The sequence below is a fragment of the Georgenia subflava genome, from assembly GCF_009193155.1.
GTDB classification, from domain to species: Bacteria; Actinomycetota; Actinomycetes; order Actinomycetales; family Actinomycetaceae; genus Georgenia; species Georgenia subflava.
In genome coordinates this window covers 429,665-444,567 of the sequence record NZ_VUKD01000002.1, presented here as the reverse complement: position 1 = coordinate 444,567, position 14,903 = coordinate 429,665, and the positions used below count along the sequence as shown (strand labels likewise).

The window sequence follows — 14,903 nt, the reverse complement described above, 5'->3', positions numbered from 1 at the left end:
GGACCTGGCACGGCGGTCCCGGCGCGGCGTGTCGGGCCAGAGCTGGGTCCGCTCGCCCGGCCACCACGAGACCCGCCCAGGCGTCACCGGTGGCCGGAGTGCCCCCGGTGGGTGGGCTCGAGGTATCGCTCAGCCGCCCAGTCGGCGACGTGGTGTCCGAGGTCGTTCGCGTCCTCCATGGCCGTGCGGAAGTGGAACCCCAGCCAGATGCGAGCGTTCTCCGCCTCCCGGTCGAGAGCGTCGAGCCGGCTGTAGCTGCGGCCGTCGACGCCGTCGACGAGCGACGGGACGTTCAGCACGACGTGCCGTCGACCGAACACCTCGGCAACCGTCTCGGTGGCGGCGCCGATGATCGTGGCGTGGCCGCTCGGATAGTCCGGGTAGGGCGGCGTGGGGAGCAGGGGTTCCCAGGTCGCATCCGCCGTCGTCAGGGGATTGCCGTCTTCGGCCGCCTCTCTGATCGCGGTCTGGGGCCGCCAGAAGCGGTGCTCGAGCTTCTGGTCCCACGCCACGATGAGCGCATCGGCGGTGGAGGCGTCCAGGAGCGCGAACGCCCGTGCGGTCTCGGCGATGTCGAGGTCCCGCCGCTCTGCGAGGTCGCCGAGAGCACGCTGGAGCTGGACGACGGCGTTGGCTGACCAGAAGGTCGCCGTCGCCGTCTGTTCCGGCGTGCGGACGGACCCGGTCCTCGCCCCGTAGGCCTTGACCTCCTCGAACTCTCGCGCGTATCGCCGCGAACCGAGGTCCGGTGGTGCGCCGGGGTCGAACCTGTCGGCGTCGCGGATCAGCAGCGGGTCGACCCCGCCCAGCCACGGCGCGTACATCTCCATGCCTGGCGTGGTCGGCACCCACTCCCCCGGTTCGTCCCCGGGCGGCAGGGTGACCGGTGCGTCGATGCCGTCGTCCTCGCGCAGCTCGATGATCGTGGCGGCTGCGGCTCGGCCTGCCCGCACACCCCCGTACCGGCCGGCGGTGACGTCCGCGAGCTCGTTGTCGTAGTCGGTGCGCAGCGCGGTGGCCGACGCCGGGAAGTAGTGGACGAGCACCTCGTACGCGGCCGTCGCGGCGGCCGCCTCGGGCGACGAGCCCCGGCGCGCGCGCGGCTGGTCGGCATACGTCTCGAAGCCACCCTCCACTGCGGCGACCGCGTCGTGCACGGCCAGGGAGGCGAAGGCCGAATACAGCGTGGACACCGGCGGCCGATGGCCGTTCTCGACGATCGTCCGGGTCGCGATGACGCTCCAGCGTTCGACGACGGCCGGGTCGTCGGCGATGTCGTCGCCGTGCCCTCCGGCCGCGCTGGGAGAGGCAACGAGGAGGGAGGTGGCGGCGCAGGCGGCCGCAGCGAGTGGGGCGGCCAGCAGCCGCCGGGGTCGAGTCTTCATGACGAGCGTCCTTGCTCGGTTGCGGCGGCCTGAGCTGGAGGGGTGCCGACGACTCTGAGGCAGCGGGCAGCCCGAAGGTCAAGCCCTGACCCGCACATCATCCGCCCGGTCGAGGCGACCGACAAGGCCCGGAGGCGGTGGACTCCACGAGAGCGTGCAGCGGGCCGAATCGGCGGCACGCACCAGACGCGCGGCCGGATCGGGACGCTCGGCGCCCGCCCCGCAGCAGACGTCGGCAGTCGGTCCGACAGCGCGGCGGCCGTCCCCTGGTGTGAGGGAACGGCCGCCGTCGTGATGCTTTTCCGCCAGGTCCGTGCGCTGGCGGTGAGACCGTTGTGGCCGAGACCGTCGGTCACGCTCGACGGTCTCGGCCACGGGTCACGTTCTCGTCCGGTCTCGTGGTCGGGACCGGCGGTCTGGCGTCAGGCGCGCAGGACCTCGCGGGCCAGGCGGGCGGTCTCCGACGGCGTCTTGCCGACCTTGACGCCGGCGGCCTCGAGGGCCTCCTTCTTCGCCTCCGCGGTGCCCGACGAGCCGGAGACGATGGCGCCGGCGTGGCCCATCGTCTTGCCCTCGGGGGCGGTGAAGCCTGCCACGTAGCCGACGACCGGCTTGGTGACGTTGGCCTTGATGAACTCCGCGGCCCGCTCCTCGGCGTCGCCGCCGATCTCGCCGATCATGACGATCAGCTCGGTGTCCGGGTCGTCCTGGAACGCCTGGAGGGCGTCGATGTGCGTGGTCCCGATGATCGGGTCGCCGCCGATGCCGATGCCGGTCGTGAAGCCGATGTCGGACAGCTCGTGCATCATCTGGTAGGTCAGGGTGCCGGACTTGGACACCAGGCCGATGGGGCCCGGGCCGGTGACGTTCGCCGGGGTGATGCCCACGTTGGACTGCCCCGGAGTGATGATGCCCGGGCAGTTCGGGCCGATGAGACGCACGCCCTTCTCCTGGGCATAGGTGAAGAACTCGGCGGTGTCGGCCACCGGGACGCCCTCGGTGATAATGACGACGAGCGGCACACCGGCGTCGACGGCCTCGACGACCGCGGCCTTGGTGTGCGCCGGCGGCACGAAGATCACCGAGATGTCGGCACCGGTGGCCTCCTTCGCCTCGGCGACGGACCCGAACACCGGGACCGACACGGCGCCGCCCTCGCGGGACTCGGCGCCCGGCCCGACCGGGACGACGTCGAAGTCGACGGCGGTGCCGGCCTTGCGGGGGTTGACGCCGCCGACGATCTGGGTGCCGGCGTTGAGCATGCGGCTGGTGTGGATCTGGCCCATCGCACCGGTCATGCCCTGGACGATGACCTTGGAGGAGGAGTTGAGGAAGATCGACATGTTCTGCTTTCCGTCCTTACTTCGCGGCCGCGAGCTCGGCAGCCTTCGCGGCGGCCTCGTCCATGGTGGCCACCAGCGTGACCAGCGGGTGGTTCGCCTCGGCGAGGATCTTCCGGCCCTCGTCCACGTTGTTGCCGTCCAGCCGGACGACGAGCGGCTTGGTCGCGCGCTCACCGAGGATCCCGAGGGCGTTGACGATGCCGTTGGCGACCTCGTCGCACGCGGTGATGCCGCCGAAGACGTTGACGAAGACGGACCTGACCTGCTGGTCGCCGAGGATGACGTCCAGCCCGTTGGCCATGATCTGGGCGTTGGCGCCGCCGCCGATGTCGAGGAAGTTCGCGGGCTTGACCCCGTACTCCTCACCGGCGTAGGCGACGACGTCGAGCGTCGACATGACCAGCCCGGCGCCGTTGCCGATGATGCCGACCTCGCCGTCGAGCTTGACGTAGTTGAGGTCCAGTGCCTTGGCCTTGGCCTCCAGCGGGTCGGCGGCGGCCTTGTCCTCGAGCTCGGCGTGGTCCGGGTGCCGGAACGCGGCGTTCTCGTCGATGGTGACCTTGCCGTCCAGGGCGATGATGGCCCCGTCCTCGGTGCGCACCAGCGGGTTGACCTCGACGAGGGTGGCGTCCTCCTCGGCGTAGACGGTCCACAGCTTCTGCAGGACGGCGGCGATCTCGTCGGCCACCTCGGGGGCGAAGCCGGCCTGGGACACGATCTCGGCGGCCTTGGCCGCGTCGATCCCGACGGTCGGGTCGACGGGCACCCGGGCGAGCGCCTCGGGACGCTCGACCGCGAGCTGCTCGATCTCCATGCCGCCCTCGACGGAGGCCATCGCCAGGTAGCGGCGCTCGGCCCGGTCGAGGAGGACCGAGAAGTAGTACTCCTCGGCGATCTTGGCGCCCTCCGCGATCATCACGCGGTGGACGGTGTGGCCCTTGATGTCCATGCCGAGGATCTCGCTCGCGCGGGCCTCGGCCTCCTCGGGGCTGTGGGCCAGCTTGACGCCGCCGGCCTTGCCGCGACCGCCCGTCTTGACCTGCGCCTTGACGACGACGGTCCCGCCGCCGAGCTTCTCGGCCGCGGCCTTCGCCTCGGCCGGTGTCGTCGCCACGATTCCGCCGAGCACGGGTACCCCGTGCTTCTCGAAAACGTCACGAGCCTGGTACTCGTAGAGGTCCACCCCGCTGCGTCCTTCCGTCGACATCACAGGATGCCTCGACATCGAGACATCGCGGATGAGCCTATCGCGCCGGCACGTCTGGTCGCGTCGCGGCCAGGGTGCGAGACGTCACCACCACGACCTGGACCGTTGTCCTGAACGGGCGATCGGGCTCGGGGGAGCTCGACGTGGACCACGCGCCCACGACGCGGGACCGCGGTCAGCTATGGCAGCGCGTCGGCCAGTGCCGCCCCGACGCCCGCACCGGCGTCCTCGGCGAAGAGCACCGGCTCCCCCGTGAGCCGCTCGGAGAGCTCGGCGAACGCGTCGCGCAGGACCTCGGCGTACAGGTGGGCCCCCTCGATGCCGGGGTGGATGCGGTCGGCCTGGAGGAGCTCCGGCTGGGCGGCGATCGCGGCGTGCCAGTCGGCGATGATCGCGTTGGGGTGCTCGGAAACGATCCCGGCGAGCGTGGCGTTCGCCTCGGGCACCCAGGCGCTGCCCCCGTAGAGGTTGACCACGACGACCATGCGTTGCGGCCCCAGCGACTCGATCACGCGGTGCACCAGGGCCGGGTCGTCGACGCCGGCGTTGGTGCCGAAGTCCAGGAAGACGGCCCGCCGGACGGTGCCCTCCGCGAGCCGTGCCTGGACGGCCGCCTCGCCGTCGGCCCAGCGCCGGATCGACTTCGCGTCCAGCATGATCCCCGGCAGGAGGTACTCGAGGCCGTCCTTGCTGGTGACCACGATCGAGTCGCCGAAGCCGGTGATCTCCTCGCCGGTGGGCATGGAGTAGTCCGCCTGGACAAGGTCGACCTGCTCGGCGGTCTCGGCGGAGGCGTCCACCGCCGCCTGCGCCTCCTCGATCTGCACCTGTGTCTGCGAGCGCTCGGGCGCCACGGCCACGGCGCCGACGGCGGCGACGGCGAGCGCGACCCCGGCGGCCGCCGTCGCGCGCGCGAGGAGCCGTCGAGCCGGGGCCCGGCTCCCGAACGCCCCGCGGGCGCGCCGCCAGCTCTCCCGGAAGCCCTGCTCCCGGACCGGCTGCTCGAGCCAGCGGTACGAGGCGGCCGAGACGAGCAGGGTGACGGCGAGGGCCGCCGCGCGCACGGCCCAGTGGCCCGGTGAGTCGTGCGCCGTCGGGATCGCCTCGTTGAGGATGACGATGATCGGCCAGTGCCAGAGGTAGATCCCGTAGGAGCGCTGCCCGACCCACTCCAGCGGGCGCAGCCGCATCAACCGCTGGAACGGGCTCGCCGGCCCGAGGAGCGCGGCGATCAGCAGCGCGGTCAGCAGGCTCGCGAGCAGGATCCCGCCGCGGAACGTCAGGGCCGTGGACTGGCTCAGGGTGAGCATGAGCGCAGTGAGCCCGGCCAGCGCCACCAGCGCCACGAGGTGCCGCCGGCGGTGCCAGGCGCGGGTGGCGAACGGTCCGCCGCGCTGTGCGGACCACGAGAAGGCGAGGGCGACGCCGATCATGAGCCCGAAGACGTGGGTGTCGGTGCCGTAGTAGACGCGGGTGGCGTCCTCGCCGGGTGTGTAGAGCAGCGCCATGGCGCCGGCGGACAGGGCCGCCGCCCCGAGCGCGAGCCGGACCCGGGTGCGCGCGCCCGAGGTGGCTGCGACGACGGCGACGAGCAGGAGCGGCCACAGGAGGTAGAACTGCTCCTCCACGGCCAGGGACCAGAAGTTGACGAAGAGCTGGGGCGCCGTGGCCGTGAAGTAGCTGGTGCCGGCGCTGATCTCGAGCCAGTTGTTGGAGAACGTCAGCGCGCCGAGGGCCTGCCGACCGATGCTGACGAGCAGGTCCGGGCTCACCGCCCAGGCCACCGGGATGCTCACGACGACGACGCTGACCAGTGCCGGCAGGAGTCGTCGCGCGCGGCGCACCCAGAAGCGGGGAAGGTCCAGCCGGCCGCGCTTGCGCAGCTCGCGAAGCAGCAGGGTGGTGATGAGGAAGCCGGAGACGACGAAGAAGACGTCGACGCCGAGGAACCCGCCGGGCAGCGACTCCGGGCGCAGGTGGTAGACGAGGACGGCGATGATCGCCAGGGCGCGGAGCCCGTCGAGCCCCTCGATGCGGCCGGCCGTGGGCCGTGCACCGGCGCGCGGGGCGCGGCCGCCCGAGCTCGCGGGCGCACGGACGGTCCGGGGACGTGCTTCCTGCACCTGCGTCGCCATGGCCAGCCTCCTCCGGGCGGAAGACCCTGGTGGAAGGCTAGGGCCGCATCCGCACGATTCCGCGGAAGACGCGCGGTACCCGCGCGTGAGAACCAGGCGCCACTCTCCGGGCGGTCAGCCGTCGCGCCGGACCAGGCCGGCCCGGTGCGCCAGGACGACGGCCTGGACCCGGTCTCGTACTCGGAGCTTGGCGAGGATGCGGGTGACGTGCGTCTTGACGGTGGTCTCGGCGAGGTAGAGACGTGCTCCGATCTCCGCGTTGGACAGCCCGTCCGCCATGGCGACGAGGACGTCGTGCTCGCGCGGTGTCAGCGCGTCCATCCCGGGCACCGCCGCGGGCCCGCCGTGGTCGACGTAGGTCTCCACGAGGCGCCGCAGCACCGTCGGGCCGAGCGTGGTCTCGCCCGCCGCGCACGCCTTGACGGCGGAGACGATCTGCACGGGCGGGGTGGTCTTGACGAGGAACCCGCTCGCGCCCGCACGCAGCGCACCGAGGACGTACTCGTCGAGGTCGAAGGTCGTCAGGACCATCACCCGCGTCCCGGGTGCCGCGGCGAGCACCTCGGCCGTGGCGGTGATCCCGTCCCCGCCGGGCATCTGGACGTCCATGAGGACGACGTCGGGCAGCAGCGTCCGGGCGGCGCGGACGGCGGCGCGACCGTCGGGCACCTGTCCGACGACCTCGAGGTCCGGGTCGGCGGACAGGATCGCGGCAAGCCCCTGCCGGAGGAGGTCGTGGTCGTCGGCCAGGAGGATGCGGATGCTCACGCGGACCCCCCGGCGGGGTGCGGCTCTGGCGCACCGGACGGCGCCGCCGAGCCGCCGCCCCGAGCAGCCTGTGCGCTCGCGCCGGGGGCCAGCAGCTCGGCGCGCAGGAGGAACCCTCGCCCGTCGTCCCCGGGTCCTGTGCGCAGGGTGCCGCCGGCCTGCTCCAGGCGCTCGGCAAGCCCGACCAGGCCGTAGCCCGGCGGTTTCCCCGCCGCGCGACCGGGACCGTCGTCGACCACCTCGACGACGACGCCGCCAGGCCGGGCCGTCACGCTCACCCGGGCCGACGCTCCGGGAGCGTGGCGCAGGACGTTGAGGAGGGCTTCCTGCACCACCCGGTGCACGGTCGGGCCGGCGGGGCCGAGGCCGCCGGCGACCGTGAGCTCGACCGGAAGACCGGCCGCGCGCAGGCGGTCCACGAGCCCGGTCAGACCGTCGTCGGGCGGCGCGCCGGCTGCGGCGGCGAGATGGTCGAGGTCGGCGAGGGTCTGGGCGCACGTGTCGAGGACGACGCCGAGCGCCCGGTGGGCCGCGGCACGGTCCGTCTCGAGCTGGACCTCGGCGGCACCGGCCTGCATGACCATGACGCTGACCGACCCGGAGACGAGGTCGTGGAGCTCGCGGGCGATCGTCAGCCGCTCCTGGCGCACAGCCGTCGCGGAGAAGGTGCTCAGCTGGCTGCGGCGCTCCGCGGCCGACTCCTCGGCCTGCTCGGCGCGTGCGCGGAGCAGCCGGACCACGAGGCCGCCGAGGGAGCCCACGGCGACGATGATCAGCGCGATAGTGAGGTTGTCCGGCCGCACGGTGGCGTGCTTGTGCACGAGACCGGCCACCAGCGCCGCCGGCGCGGCGATGGCCCACACCCAGCGCGGCTCCCGGGCGACGGAGGCCCAGGCGAGAGTCCCGGCTGTCACGAGCAGCCACAGGCCCTCGAGCACCGGGTGCCCGAGCAGCGTGCCGGTCACGGTGAGCGCGGCCAGGAGAAGTGTCGAGCCACCGGGCGCGAGCGTCCGGCCCGCGACGGTGGCCGCGGCGAGCACGGTCAGGGTGACGGAGGCCGGGGTCGTGCCCGCCGTCTCCGACCACGCGAGGACACGTGCGGCGACGGTCTCGGCGACGACCACCAGCACGGCGACACCGGCCAGGACGAGGTCGGACCGCCGCACCCTGGCTACGGCGACGGCGGGCGCGGTCTGCTCCTCGGAAGGCGGTGCCTCGTCCCGGAGCAGCCCGAGCATGCGGCGCAGCTCCGAGGTCACGGCGCGGCCCTCCAGCTGGATCTCCCGAAGCCTGCCGGCGGGCCCGGTCGACCAGGCCTCCTCGGCACGCTCGGCAGCACGGCACATCCGGACCAGGCCGGCCCGGACGACGGTCTCGATCTCGGCGGCCAGCCGGGCGCGTTCCTCGAGCACCGCGGCCTGCGCGACCGCCGGCGGTCGGAGCCGGGTGATCTCGGCTGCCGCGCCGCGTTCCGCGCGCCAGGTGCGGACCGCACGCAGCACCTGCCGCAGCCCCACGAGGAGGGCGAGCACGAGACAGGCGACGAAGACGCCGTCGGCCCACGGCCGGTCGGCCACCCACGCCGCGCCGAGTCCGAGGGCGACGGCAGCTGCCGCGAGCCCCAGGTCGCCCCGTCGCCACCTGCTCACGGGCTCGACGATAGTGACGCAGCGCCCACGCGGGGTCCTTCTCACGGACGACCCGGGGTGGTCCGTCACGCCGTACGCCGGCGACCGCACGACTGACCGGCGTGGCGAGAAGCACGTCCTCCGGGCAGGACGCGGCCCGTGCCACCCGGTCCCTAGCGTCGAGGTCGTCGGCGCACGCCGGGTGCGCCTCGTTCGAGGAGCAAGCCATGAACCGTCTCACGCTCGCCGCTCTCGCTGCGGCCGCCACCGTCTCGGCGGTCGCGCTGACCGATGCCGTCACCCACGGCCTGACCGGACGACCTTCCGTCTTCACCGACGGCGGCCCCGACTGGGCGTACTACGTCGCTACGGTGTCGCACGGCGTGCTGTTCGCGCTGCTCGCCGCCGTCCTGGTCAGGGACGCCGCGCGGATCGACGTTGGCCGGTCCGCGGTCCGGTGGACCAGGCGGCTCCTCGTCGTGCTCCTCGTGATGCTCGCAGTGCCGTTCGTCGTCGGGATCGTCGTACGGATCGATGACGCCCCACAGTTGCTGGGCGCGCTGGGGACCGCTGCGTTCGTGCTGGCCTTCCCTGTCAGCGCGGTGCTGGGCATCCTCCTGCTGCGCCGGCCCGAGATGCGTCCGGGCGCCGCCCTGCTCGCCGGGGTGGCCGTGGCCTTCGTCCTCACGTTCGGCCTCGGCGCGCTCGGCTCCGACTGGGCGCACCCCGCCTACCCGGAGGTGCTGATGTACCTCGGCGTCGCGCTCCTCGGTCGGACCGCCCCCGTCACCCAGGCGGTGCACCGCGGCCGCACCTCCGAGCCCAGCGTCGCCTGACTGTTCCTGTGCTCGCCGAGGTTGCCACGGCTGGCCCGTGCCCGACGCCAGCCCGTGCCCGACGCCAGCCCGTGCCCGACGCCAGCCCGTGCCCGACCAGCCGGGCAGGACGAGCGGGCCACGGAGTCGTCCCCGCTGCCCCGCCGGTCAGAGCTTCGTCACCGGCGAGTAGCGCAGCAGCAGCCGCTTGACCTGACCGCCGCCAAAGTCGATCTTCGCCACCGCGGACGACCCGCCGCCCTCCAGGGCGATCACGGTGCCGACGCCGTAGCTGTCGTGGGTGACCTTGTCCCCCACGTCGAGGCCCGGGATGTCGCCGGCGGGCCGCGGTGCGGCGGAGCCGAAGCTGGGGGCCGTCGTGGCTGTCGACGTCGTGCCGAGCTTGCCGGTCCGCGCGGGTCCGCTGCGCGTGGCGGCAGCGGACCCGCCGCGGCCGCTCCCCCAGCCGCCCGTGCGCTGGCTGCCGAACCCGCCGGATCCGTACCCGCCGCGGCCGGAGGCGCGCAGGGTCTCCATCGAGGACTCGGCGCGGCGCCAGTCGAGCAGGTCGCCGGGGATGTCGTCGAGGAACCTCGACGCCGGCAGCTCCTGCGGCATGCCCCAGGCGGTACGGACCGCGGCACGGGAGAGGTAGAGCCGCTCCCGCGCGCGGGTGAGCGCGACGTAGGCGAGGCGGCGCTCCTCGGAGAGCTCGTCCTCCTCGCCGAGGGAGCGCTGGTGCGGGAACGTGCCGTCCTCCATCCCGGTGACGAAGACGACCGGGAACTCCAGCCCCTTGGCGGTGTGGACGGTCATGAGGGTGACCTGTCCCTGGTCGGCGCCGTCGGCGTCGGGGATCTGGTCCGTGTCGGCCACCAGCGAGACCCGTTCGAGGAAGTCGCCGAGGCCCCCCTCGGGGTCGAGCTCGGTGAACTCGGCGGCCACCGCGTGGAGCTCGGCGAGGTTCTCGACCCGGGTGGCGTCCTGCGGGTCCTCGCTGGCGCGGAGCTCGGCGAGGTAGCCGGAGCGGTCGAGGGCGGCGTCGAGCACCTCCGCCGGGCTCGCGCCCGAGAGCTCGAGGTCGCGCAGGCCGGTGAGCAGCTCGTGGAAGGCGCGGACCTGGGTGCGTGCCCGGGTCGTCAGGCCGATGACCTCGGGCACCGTGTCGGCCTCCTCGCCCTCGGCGGCGGCGTTGGCGATTGCCTGACCGAAGGAGACGCGCTCGCGCTCGGCGTGCGCGGCGAGCAGGCCCTCGCTGCGGTCCCCCAGTCCGCGCTTGGGCACGTTGAGGATGCGACGGAGGTTGACGGCGTCGTCGGGGTTGACGACGGCCCGCAGGTAGGCGACCGCGTCCTTGATCTCCTTGCGCTCGTAGAAGCGGGTCCCGCCGACCACCTTGTACGGGATCCCGGTGCGGACCAGCACCTCCTCCAGCGCGCGGGACTGGGCGTTGGTGCGGTAGAAGACGGCGACGTCGCCCGGCCGGGTGCCGCGGTCGTCGCCGAGGCGGTCGATCTCCTCGGCGATGAACCGCGCCTCCTCGTGCTCGGAGTCGGCCACGTAGCCCACGATCTTCGGCCCGTCGCCGGAGTCGGTCCACAGGTTCTTGGCGCGGCGCCCCGGGTTGAGGGAGATGACCGCGTTCGCGGCGGTGAGGATGTTCTGGGTGGAGCGGTAGTTCTGCTCGAGCAGGATCGTCGTCGCCTGCGGGTAGTCCTCCTCGAACTCGAGGATGTTGCGGATCGTCGCGCCGCGGAAGGCGTAGATCGACTGGTCCGCGTCGCCGACCACCGTCAGCTCGGCCGGCGGAAGCCCGCGCGCGTCGCCGTCGGCCCGGCCGTCGCCGTCCCGGTCGACGCCCGCCAGCTCGCGGACCAGCACGTACTGGGCGTGGTTGGTGTCCTGGTACTCGTCGACCAGCACGTGGCGGAAGCGCCGGCGGTAGTGCTCGGCCACGGCGGGGAACGCCTGGAGCAGGTTCACCGTGGTCATGATGAGGTCGTCGAAGTCCAGCGCGTGCGCCTGACGCAGTCGCTGGTTGTACAGCGTGTACGCCTGCGAGAGCGCGGAGTCGAAGCTGTTCGACTCGCTCACGGTGGCCGCGAAGTCCTCGGGGTCGACCAGCTCGTTCTTCAGGTCCGAGACCTTGCGGGAGAAGCTCCGCGGCGGGTAGCGCTTGGGGTCGAGGTCGAGCTGCCGGCACACCAGGGTCATCAGCCGCTGGGAGTCGGCGGCGTCGTAGATCGAGAAGCTCGACCGCAGGCCGAGGACCTCGTGCTCCTTGCGCAGGATCCGCACGCAGGCGGAGTGGAACGTGGACACCCACATCCGCTGCCCGCCCGGCCCGACGAGGTCGACGACGCGCTCGCGCATCTCGGCGGCGGCCTTGTTCGTGAAGGTGATCGCGAGGATCTGGCCGGGCTGGGCCCGGCGGGTGGCGAGCAGGTGGGCGATGCGGTGGGTCAGCACCCGGGTCTTGCCCGAGCCCGCGCCGGCGACGATGAGCAGCGGACCGCCGGAGTGGACGACCGCGGCACGCTGCTGGGGATTGAGCCCCTCGAGGAGCGCCGCGGGGTCGAGCCCGTGCCCGCCGGGTTCTTCCGCGCCGCCCGCGCCGCCCGCCTGCAGGGCGCGCCGACGGGCCCGGGCGACCGGGTCCTCGGCGGCGCCTGCCGCGGACGGCGACGGCGCACCGGTCGTCGCGTCGTCGTCCCGGGGCGGGACGGCGGCGGGCAGAGGATGGTCGCCGCCGGCGAGACCTGGCAGCGGGAGGTTGTCGAACAAAGAGATCATGGCGACAGCCATGCTAAGCGCCCGCACCGACACCGGCGGCACCGGCCCACAGGCGCACCGGCGCAGCCGCACGGACGTTTCTTCGAGAACCCAGCCGTCGGCGCCCAGCCACACCGAGTGGTCAGACCGTGCCGGCCGGTTTGAGCTGGAGCGGCCGACCAGCCCGGAGAAGGCCGGCACACGGTTCCGACGCCGTCTGCGGCAGGTCGCGGTGTAAGAAGTGCCGTGCTCCCGGCAATGTACGCAGTGACAGGGCTTCGAGCACAGGGTGGTCAGCGGTGACGGACGAGGAACGCTTCGCGCGGGTCTATGCCGAGCACCGCGGCGACCTCGAACGCTTCGTGCGTCGCAGGCTGCCCCCACCGCAGGTCGAGGACGCCGTGGCCGAGACGTTCCTCGTCGTCTGGCGCCGGCTGGACGATCTCCCGTCCGAGGCGCGTCCGTGGCTGTTCGGGATCGCCCGTCGGGTGATGCTCACGATGACCCGGGGGCACGGACGGTGGCAGGCGCTCGGCGTGCGCCTCGCCCGGGAGCCCGAGCCTGCGCCGACGGAGATCGCCGCCGAGGTCGCGGGCCTGACGGACCTGGCCCGCGCCTGGGCGAGGCTCACCGACGGCGAGCGCGAGGTCATCGCCCTCACCGCCTGGGACGGGCTCACCTCGCGCGAGGCCGCTGCCGTCCTGGGCTGCCGCCAGGGCACCTACTCCGTCCGGCTGCTGCGTGCCCGCCGCCACCTGCTGGACCTGCTCGACCGGCTCCCGGCCGAGAAGTCCCCGGCCGCCCGGCCCACGGTCCTGGCAGAGAGGACAGAAGCGCGATGAGCGCCACCGAGAACACGGTCCTGCACCGGCTGTCCCAGCTCGATCCGTCCGTCGGCGAGCCCCCTGCCTCGCCGGCGGACAGCGACTCGACCCTTGCGTGGGTCCTCGCCCAGCCCCGCGACACCCAGAACCCGCCCCGTCGGGTCTCACGGCTGGCGCTCGCGGGCGTCGCGTCCGCGACCGTGCTGGTCGCCGTCGCGTCGGCACTGTGGCCGAGCGCAGCACCGCCGGCTTTCGCCTCCTGGGAGCCGGTGCCGCTCGCCCTCCCCCGAGCCGCGACCACCGAGAGCGCCGCCCGGTGCCCCGCCGGGATTCCGGCCAACCCGGAGGGCACGGAGACCGAGGCGGTGACGCCGGTCATCGCCGAGCAGCGCGGCGACTACACCTTCGTCCTGCAGGCAGGGGTGCGCGGCTACCAGGAGTGCTTCATCACGGACGGCGTCGGCACCGCCTCCGGCTGGGACGCCATGGCCAACAGCATGTCGGGTCCGGCGCCCCTGCCGTCCTCACCTGCGGGCACCGGCCTTCTCGCCCTGGCCACCGGTGAGAGCTCGTGGGGAGCGGGTGACGGCGCGGGCGAGGGCTCGGTGACCACCGCCTACGGCATGGCCGGGCCGGAGGTCGAGAGCATCACCATCACCACCGCGAGCGGCAGGACCGCCGAGGCCTCGGTCACCGACGGCTGGTGGGCGGTGTGGATCCCCGGCAGCGACCCGATCGCCGGACCTGTCGAGGTCACCAGCGCGGACGGCGCCGTCGCGTGGATCGAGCTCGACGACGTCACGCACCCCTGAGGCACTAGCGGGCCAGCCGGCCGAGCGCCGACCAGGCGACACTGGCCACCGCTCGTCCCGACACGAGCGGGCGGAGGTCCGTTCCTGGGTGCAAGCGCGCACGGCCCGCTCGCACAGCTCGAGGCGCGGCGGTAGCTCAGGTGAGCAGAAGTCCCACGACCCAGGCACCGGTGGCCACCATGGCACCCGAGAGCTCGATGAGGATGGTCAGACCGGTGGCCTTCATTGCGGAGATGGTGGCCCGCCAGGCCTCGCGCTGGTTGCGCCGGCGCTGCATCTCGGAGAGGTAGACGCCGAGGACGAAGCCGAGCGGCAGCCCGACCACGGGGACGACGAAGAAGCCGATCACTCCGAGCACCGCCCCGACCAGGAGGGTGCGGTTGGGCACACCGGCGCCCTTGAGGTAGCGCCCGGCGTAGAAGTACTTGGCGATCCCGGCGCCGAGCACCGCGAGAGCGGCGACGACGAGCACCACCCAGCCGACCACGCCGCCGGTCACCACGCCCCAGACCGCCACCGCGGCCAGCACGATGAGGCTGCCCGGGTAGACCTGGACGACGGCACCGACGAGTCCGACGACGATGACGAGGCCGACGAGCAGCTCAGCTAAGGGATCCACGGGACCTCATCCTGCCTGGTGCGCGGCGCTCGCGCCGAGCCGGCTCGCGACAGAGGCAGCCACCTGCGTCAGCGCCAGAGCACAGCCACGGCGATGTTCAGCACGGTCAGCCCGGCGAGGCCGCCGAGGAACCCGGTGGTGACCTTCTCCTCGTTCTTCGACCCGTAGAAGGCCATGGCTGTGATCACCAGGGCGACCACGAGCTTGACGGCGATCTTGATGTGGTTGACGTCGCCGTCGCCCATCTCCGCCATGCCGACGAGGAGCACACCGGCGACCAGGGCGGTCAGCGCCCCGTGGGTGACACCCTTGGCGATTCTCGGCTCGCGCATGCTGGTCAGCGCGCCGCCGAGCACGATGGCCCAGCCGATCATGTGGATGACGAGGAGGATGCCCGAGACGATGTCCATGCACCCACCCTACGAACGTTTACGGACAGGCTGTCACCAAAGTCCCGGCCCTGCCTGGTGAAGGTGCTCACACCGGCGGCCGCCCGGAGCATCAGCTCTGCGCGACCGTGCGACGACACGACCGCTCGTGGCGTGACAGCAGCGGTCGTCGTGTCCAGGCGCGGTCGTCGGCCTGTCGAGCCGGG

Annotated in this window: 12 protein-coding genes; 3 read left to right on the top strand and 9 right to left on the bottom strand. The window is 73.1% G+C overall.

Translation table 11 applies throughout. The features are described 5' to 3' along the window. Window positions 1-83: 83 nt before the first annotated feature. The 6 genes from GD748_RS08610 to GD748_RS08585 form a co-directional block, all read right to left on the bottom strand. On the bottom strand, window positions 84-1,385 hold the full coding sequence (locus tag GD748_RS08610) for a vanadium-dependent haloperoxidase (RefSeq protein WP_152194763.1): 1,302 nt from the start codon (window positions 1,383-1,385) through the stop codon (window positions 84-86). Between the two features lie 422 nt (window positions 1,386-1,807). Beyond that, window positions 1,808-2,728, bottom strand: a complete 921-nt coding sequence (gene sucD, locus GD748_RS08605) for a succinate--CoA ligase subunit alpha (RefSeq protein ID WP_152194762.1) — start codon at window positions 2,726-2,728, stop codon at window positions 1,808-1,810. 16 nt (window positions 2,729-2,744) lie between these two features. Then, window positions 2,745-3,911, bottom strand: coding sequence for an ADP-forming succinate--CoA ligase subunit beta (gene sucC, locus GD748_RS08600; protein WP_152195069.1), 1,167 nt, complete (start codon window positions 3,909-3,911; stop codon window positions 2,745-2,747). A 203-nt stretch (window positions 3,912-4,114) separates the two neighbouring features. Beyond that, window positions 4,115-6,070: an acyltransferase family protein gene (locus GD748_RS08595; RefSeq protein ID WP_152194761.1), complete on the bottom strand. Its 1,956-nt coding sequence runs from the start codon at window positions 6,068-6,070 to the stop codon at window positions 4,115-4,117. Between the two features lie 114 nt (window positions 6,071-6,184). Beyond that, window positions 6,185-6,838 carry a response regulator gene (locus GD748_RS08590; RefSeq protein ID WP_152194760.1) on the bottom strand — a complete coding sequence of 218 codons (654 nt, stop codon included), beginning with the start codon at window positions 6,836-6,838 and terminating at the stop codon, window positions 6,185-6,187. After that, a complete protein-coding gene (locus GD748_RS08585; protein ID WP_152194759.1) occupies window positions 6,835-8,487 on the bottom strand; it encodes a sensor histidine kinase in 1,653 nt (550 codons plus the stop codon). Before GD748_RS08585 ends, GD748_RS08590 begins: the two co-directional genes overlap by 4 nt. A gap of 206 nt (window positions 8,488-8,693) precedes the next feature. Here GD748_RS08585 and GD748_RS08580 point away from each other — a divergent pair, with 206 nt between their 5' ends. Further along, window positions 8,694-9,302, top strand: a complete 609-nt coding sequence (locus GD748_RS08580) for a hypothetical protein (RefSeq protein WP_152194758.1) — start codon at window positions 8,694-8,696, stop codon at window positions 9,300-9,302. Between the two features lie 147 nt (window positions 9,303-9,449). On the opposite strand, the gene pcrA is transcribed toward GD748_RS08580, so the two are convergent. Next, complete coding sequence (gene pcrA, locus GD748_RS08575) at window positions 9,450-12,074, bottom strand: DNA helicase PcrA (protein ID WP_152194757.1); 2,625 nt, start codon at window positions 12,072-12,074, stop codon at window positions 9,450-9,452. Between the two features lie 278 nt (window positions 12,075-12,352). Here pcrA and GD748_RS08570 point away from each other — a divergent pair, with 278 nt between their 5' ends. Next, complete coding sequence (locus GD748_RS08570; RefSeq protein WP_193312885.1) at window positions 12,353-12,895, top strand: RNA polymerase sigma factor; 543 nt, start codon at window positions 12,353-12,355, stop codon at window positions 12,893-12,895. Next, complete coding sequence (locus tag GD748_RS08565; protein ID WP_152194755.1) at window positions 12,892-13,689, top strand: hypothetical protein; 798 nt, start codon at window positions 12,892-12,894, stop codon at window positions 13,687-13,689. The genes GD748_RS08570 and GD748_RS08565 overlap by 4 nt, the downstream gene beginning before the upstream one ends. Window positions 13,690-13,825: 136 nt before the next feature. Here GD748_RS08565 and GD748_RS08560 read toward each other — a convergent pair whose 3' ends face one another. Beyond that, window positions 13,826-14,308, bottom strand: a complete 483-nt coding sequence (locus GD748_RS08560) for a DUF456 domain-containing protein (protein WP_152194754.1) — start codon at window positions 14,306-14,308, stop codon at window positions 13,826-13,828. Window positions 14,309-14,376: 68 nt separating this feature from the next. Further along, window positions 14,377-14,718 (bottom strand): hypothetical protein, encoded by a 342-nt coding sequence (locus tag GD748_RS08555; RefSeq protein ID WP_152194753.1) that lies wholly within the window; start codon window positions 14,716-14,718, stop codon window positions 14,377-14,379. Window positions 14,719-14,903 lie beyond the last annotated feature (185 nt).

Bases quoted from the DNA above. Each gene is read 5' to 3' on its own strand.
- GD748_RS08610 (WP_152194763.1), bottom strand. From the start codon at position 1,385: ATGAAGACTCGACCCCGGCGGCTGCTGGCCGCCCCACTCGCTGCGGCC.
- GD748_RS08595 (WP_152194761.1), bottom strand. From the start codon at position 6,070: ATGGCGACGCAGGTGCAGGAAGCACGTCCCCGGACCGTCCGTGCGCCC.
- pcrA (WP_152194757.1), bottom strand. From the start codon at position 12,074: ATGATCTCTTTGTTCGACAACCTCCCGCTGCCAGGTCTCGCCGGCGGC.
- GD748_RS08555 (WP_152194753.1), bottom strand. From the start codon at position 14,718: ATGGACATCGTCTCGGGCATCCTCCTCGTCATCCACATGATCGGCTGG.
- sucD (WP_152194762.1), bottom strand. From the start codon at position 2,728: ATGTCGATCTTCCTCAACTCCTCCTCCAAGGTCATCGTCCAGGGCATG.
- GD748_RS08580 (WP_152194758.1), top strand. From the start codon at position 8,694: ATGAACCGTCTCACGCTCGCCGCTCTCGCTGCGGCCGCCACCGTCTCG.
- GD748_RS08565 (WP_152194755.1), top strand. From the start codon at position 12,892: ATGAGCGCCACCGAGAACACGGTCCTGCACCGGCTGTCCCAGCTCGAT.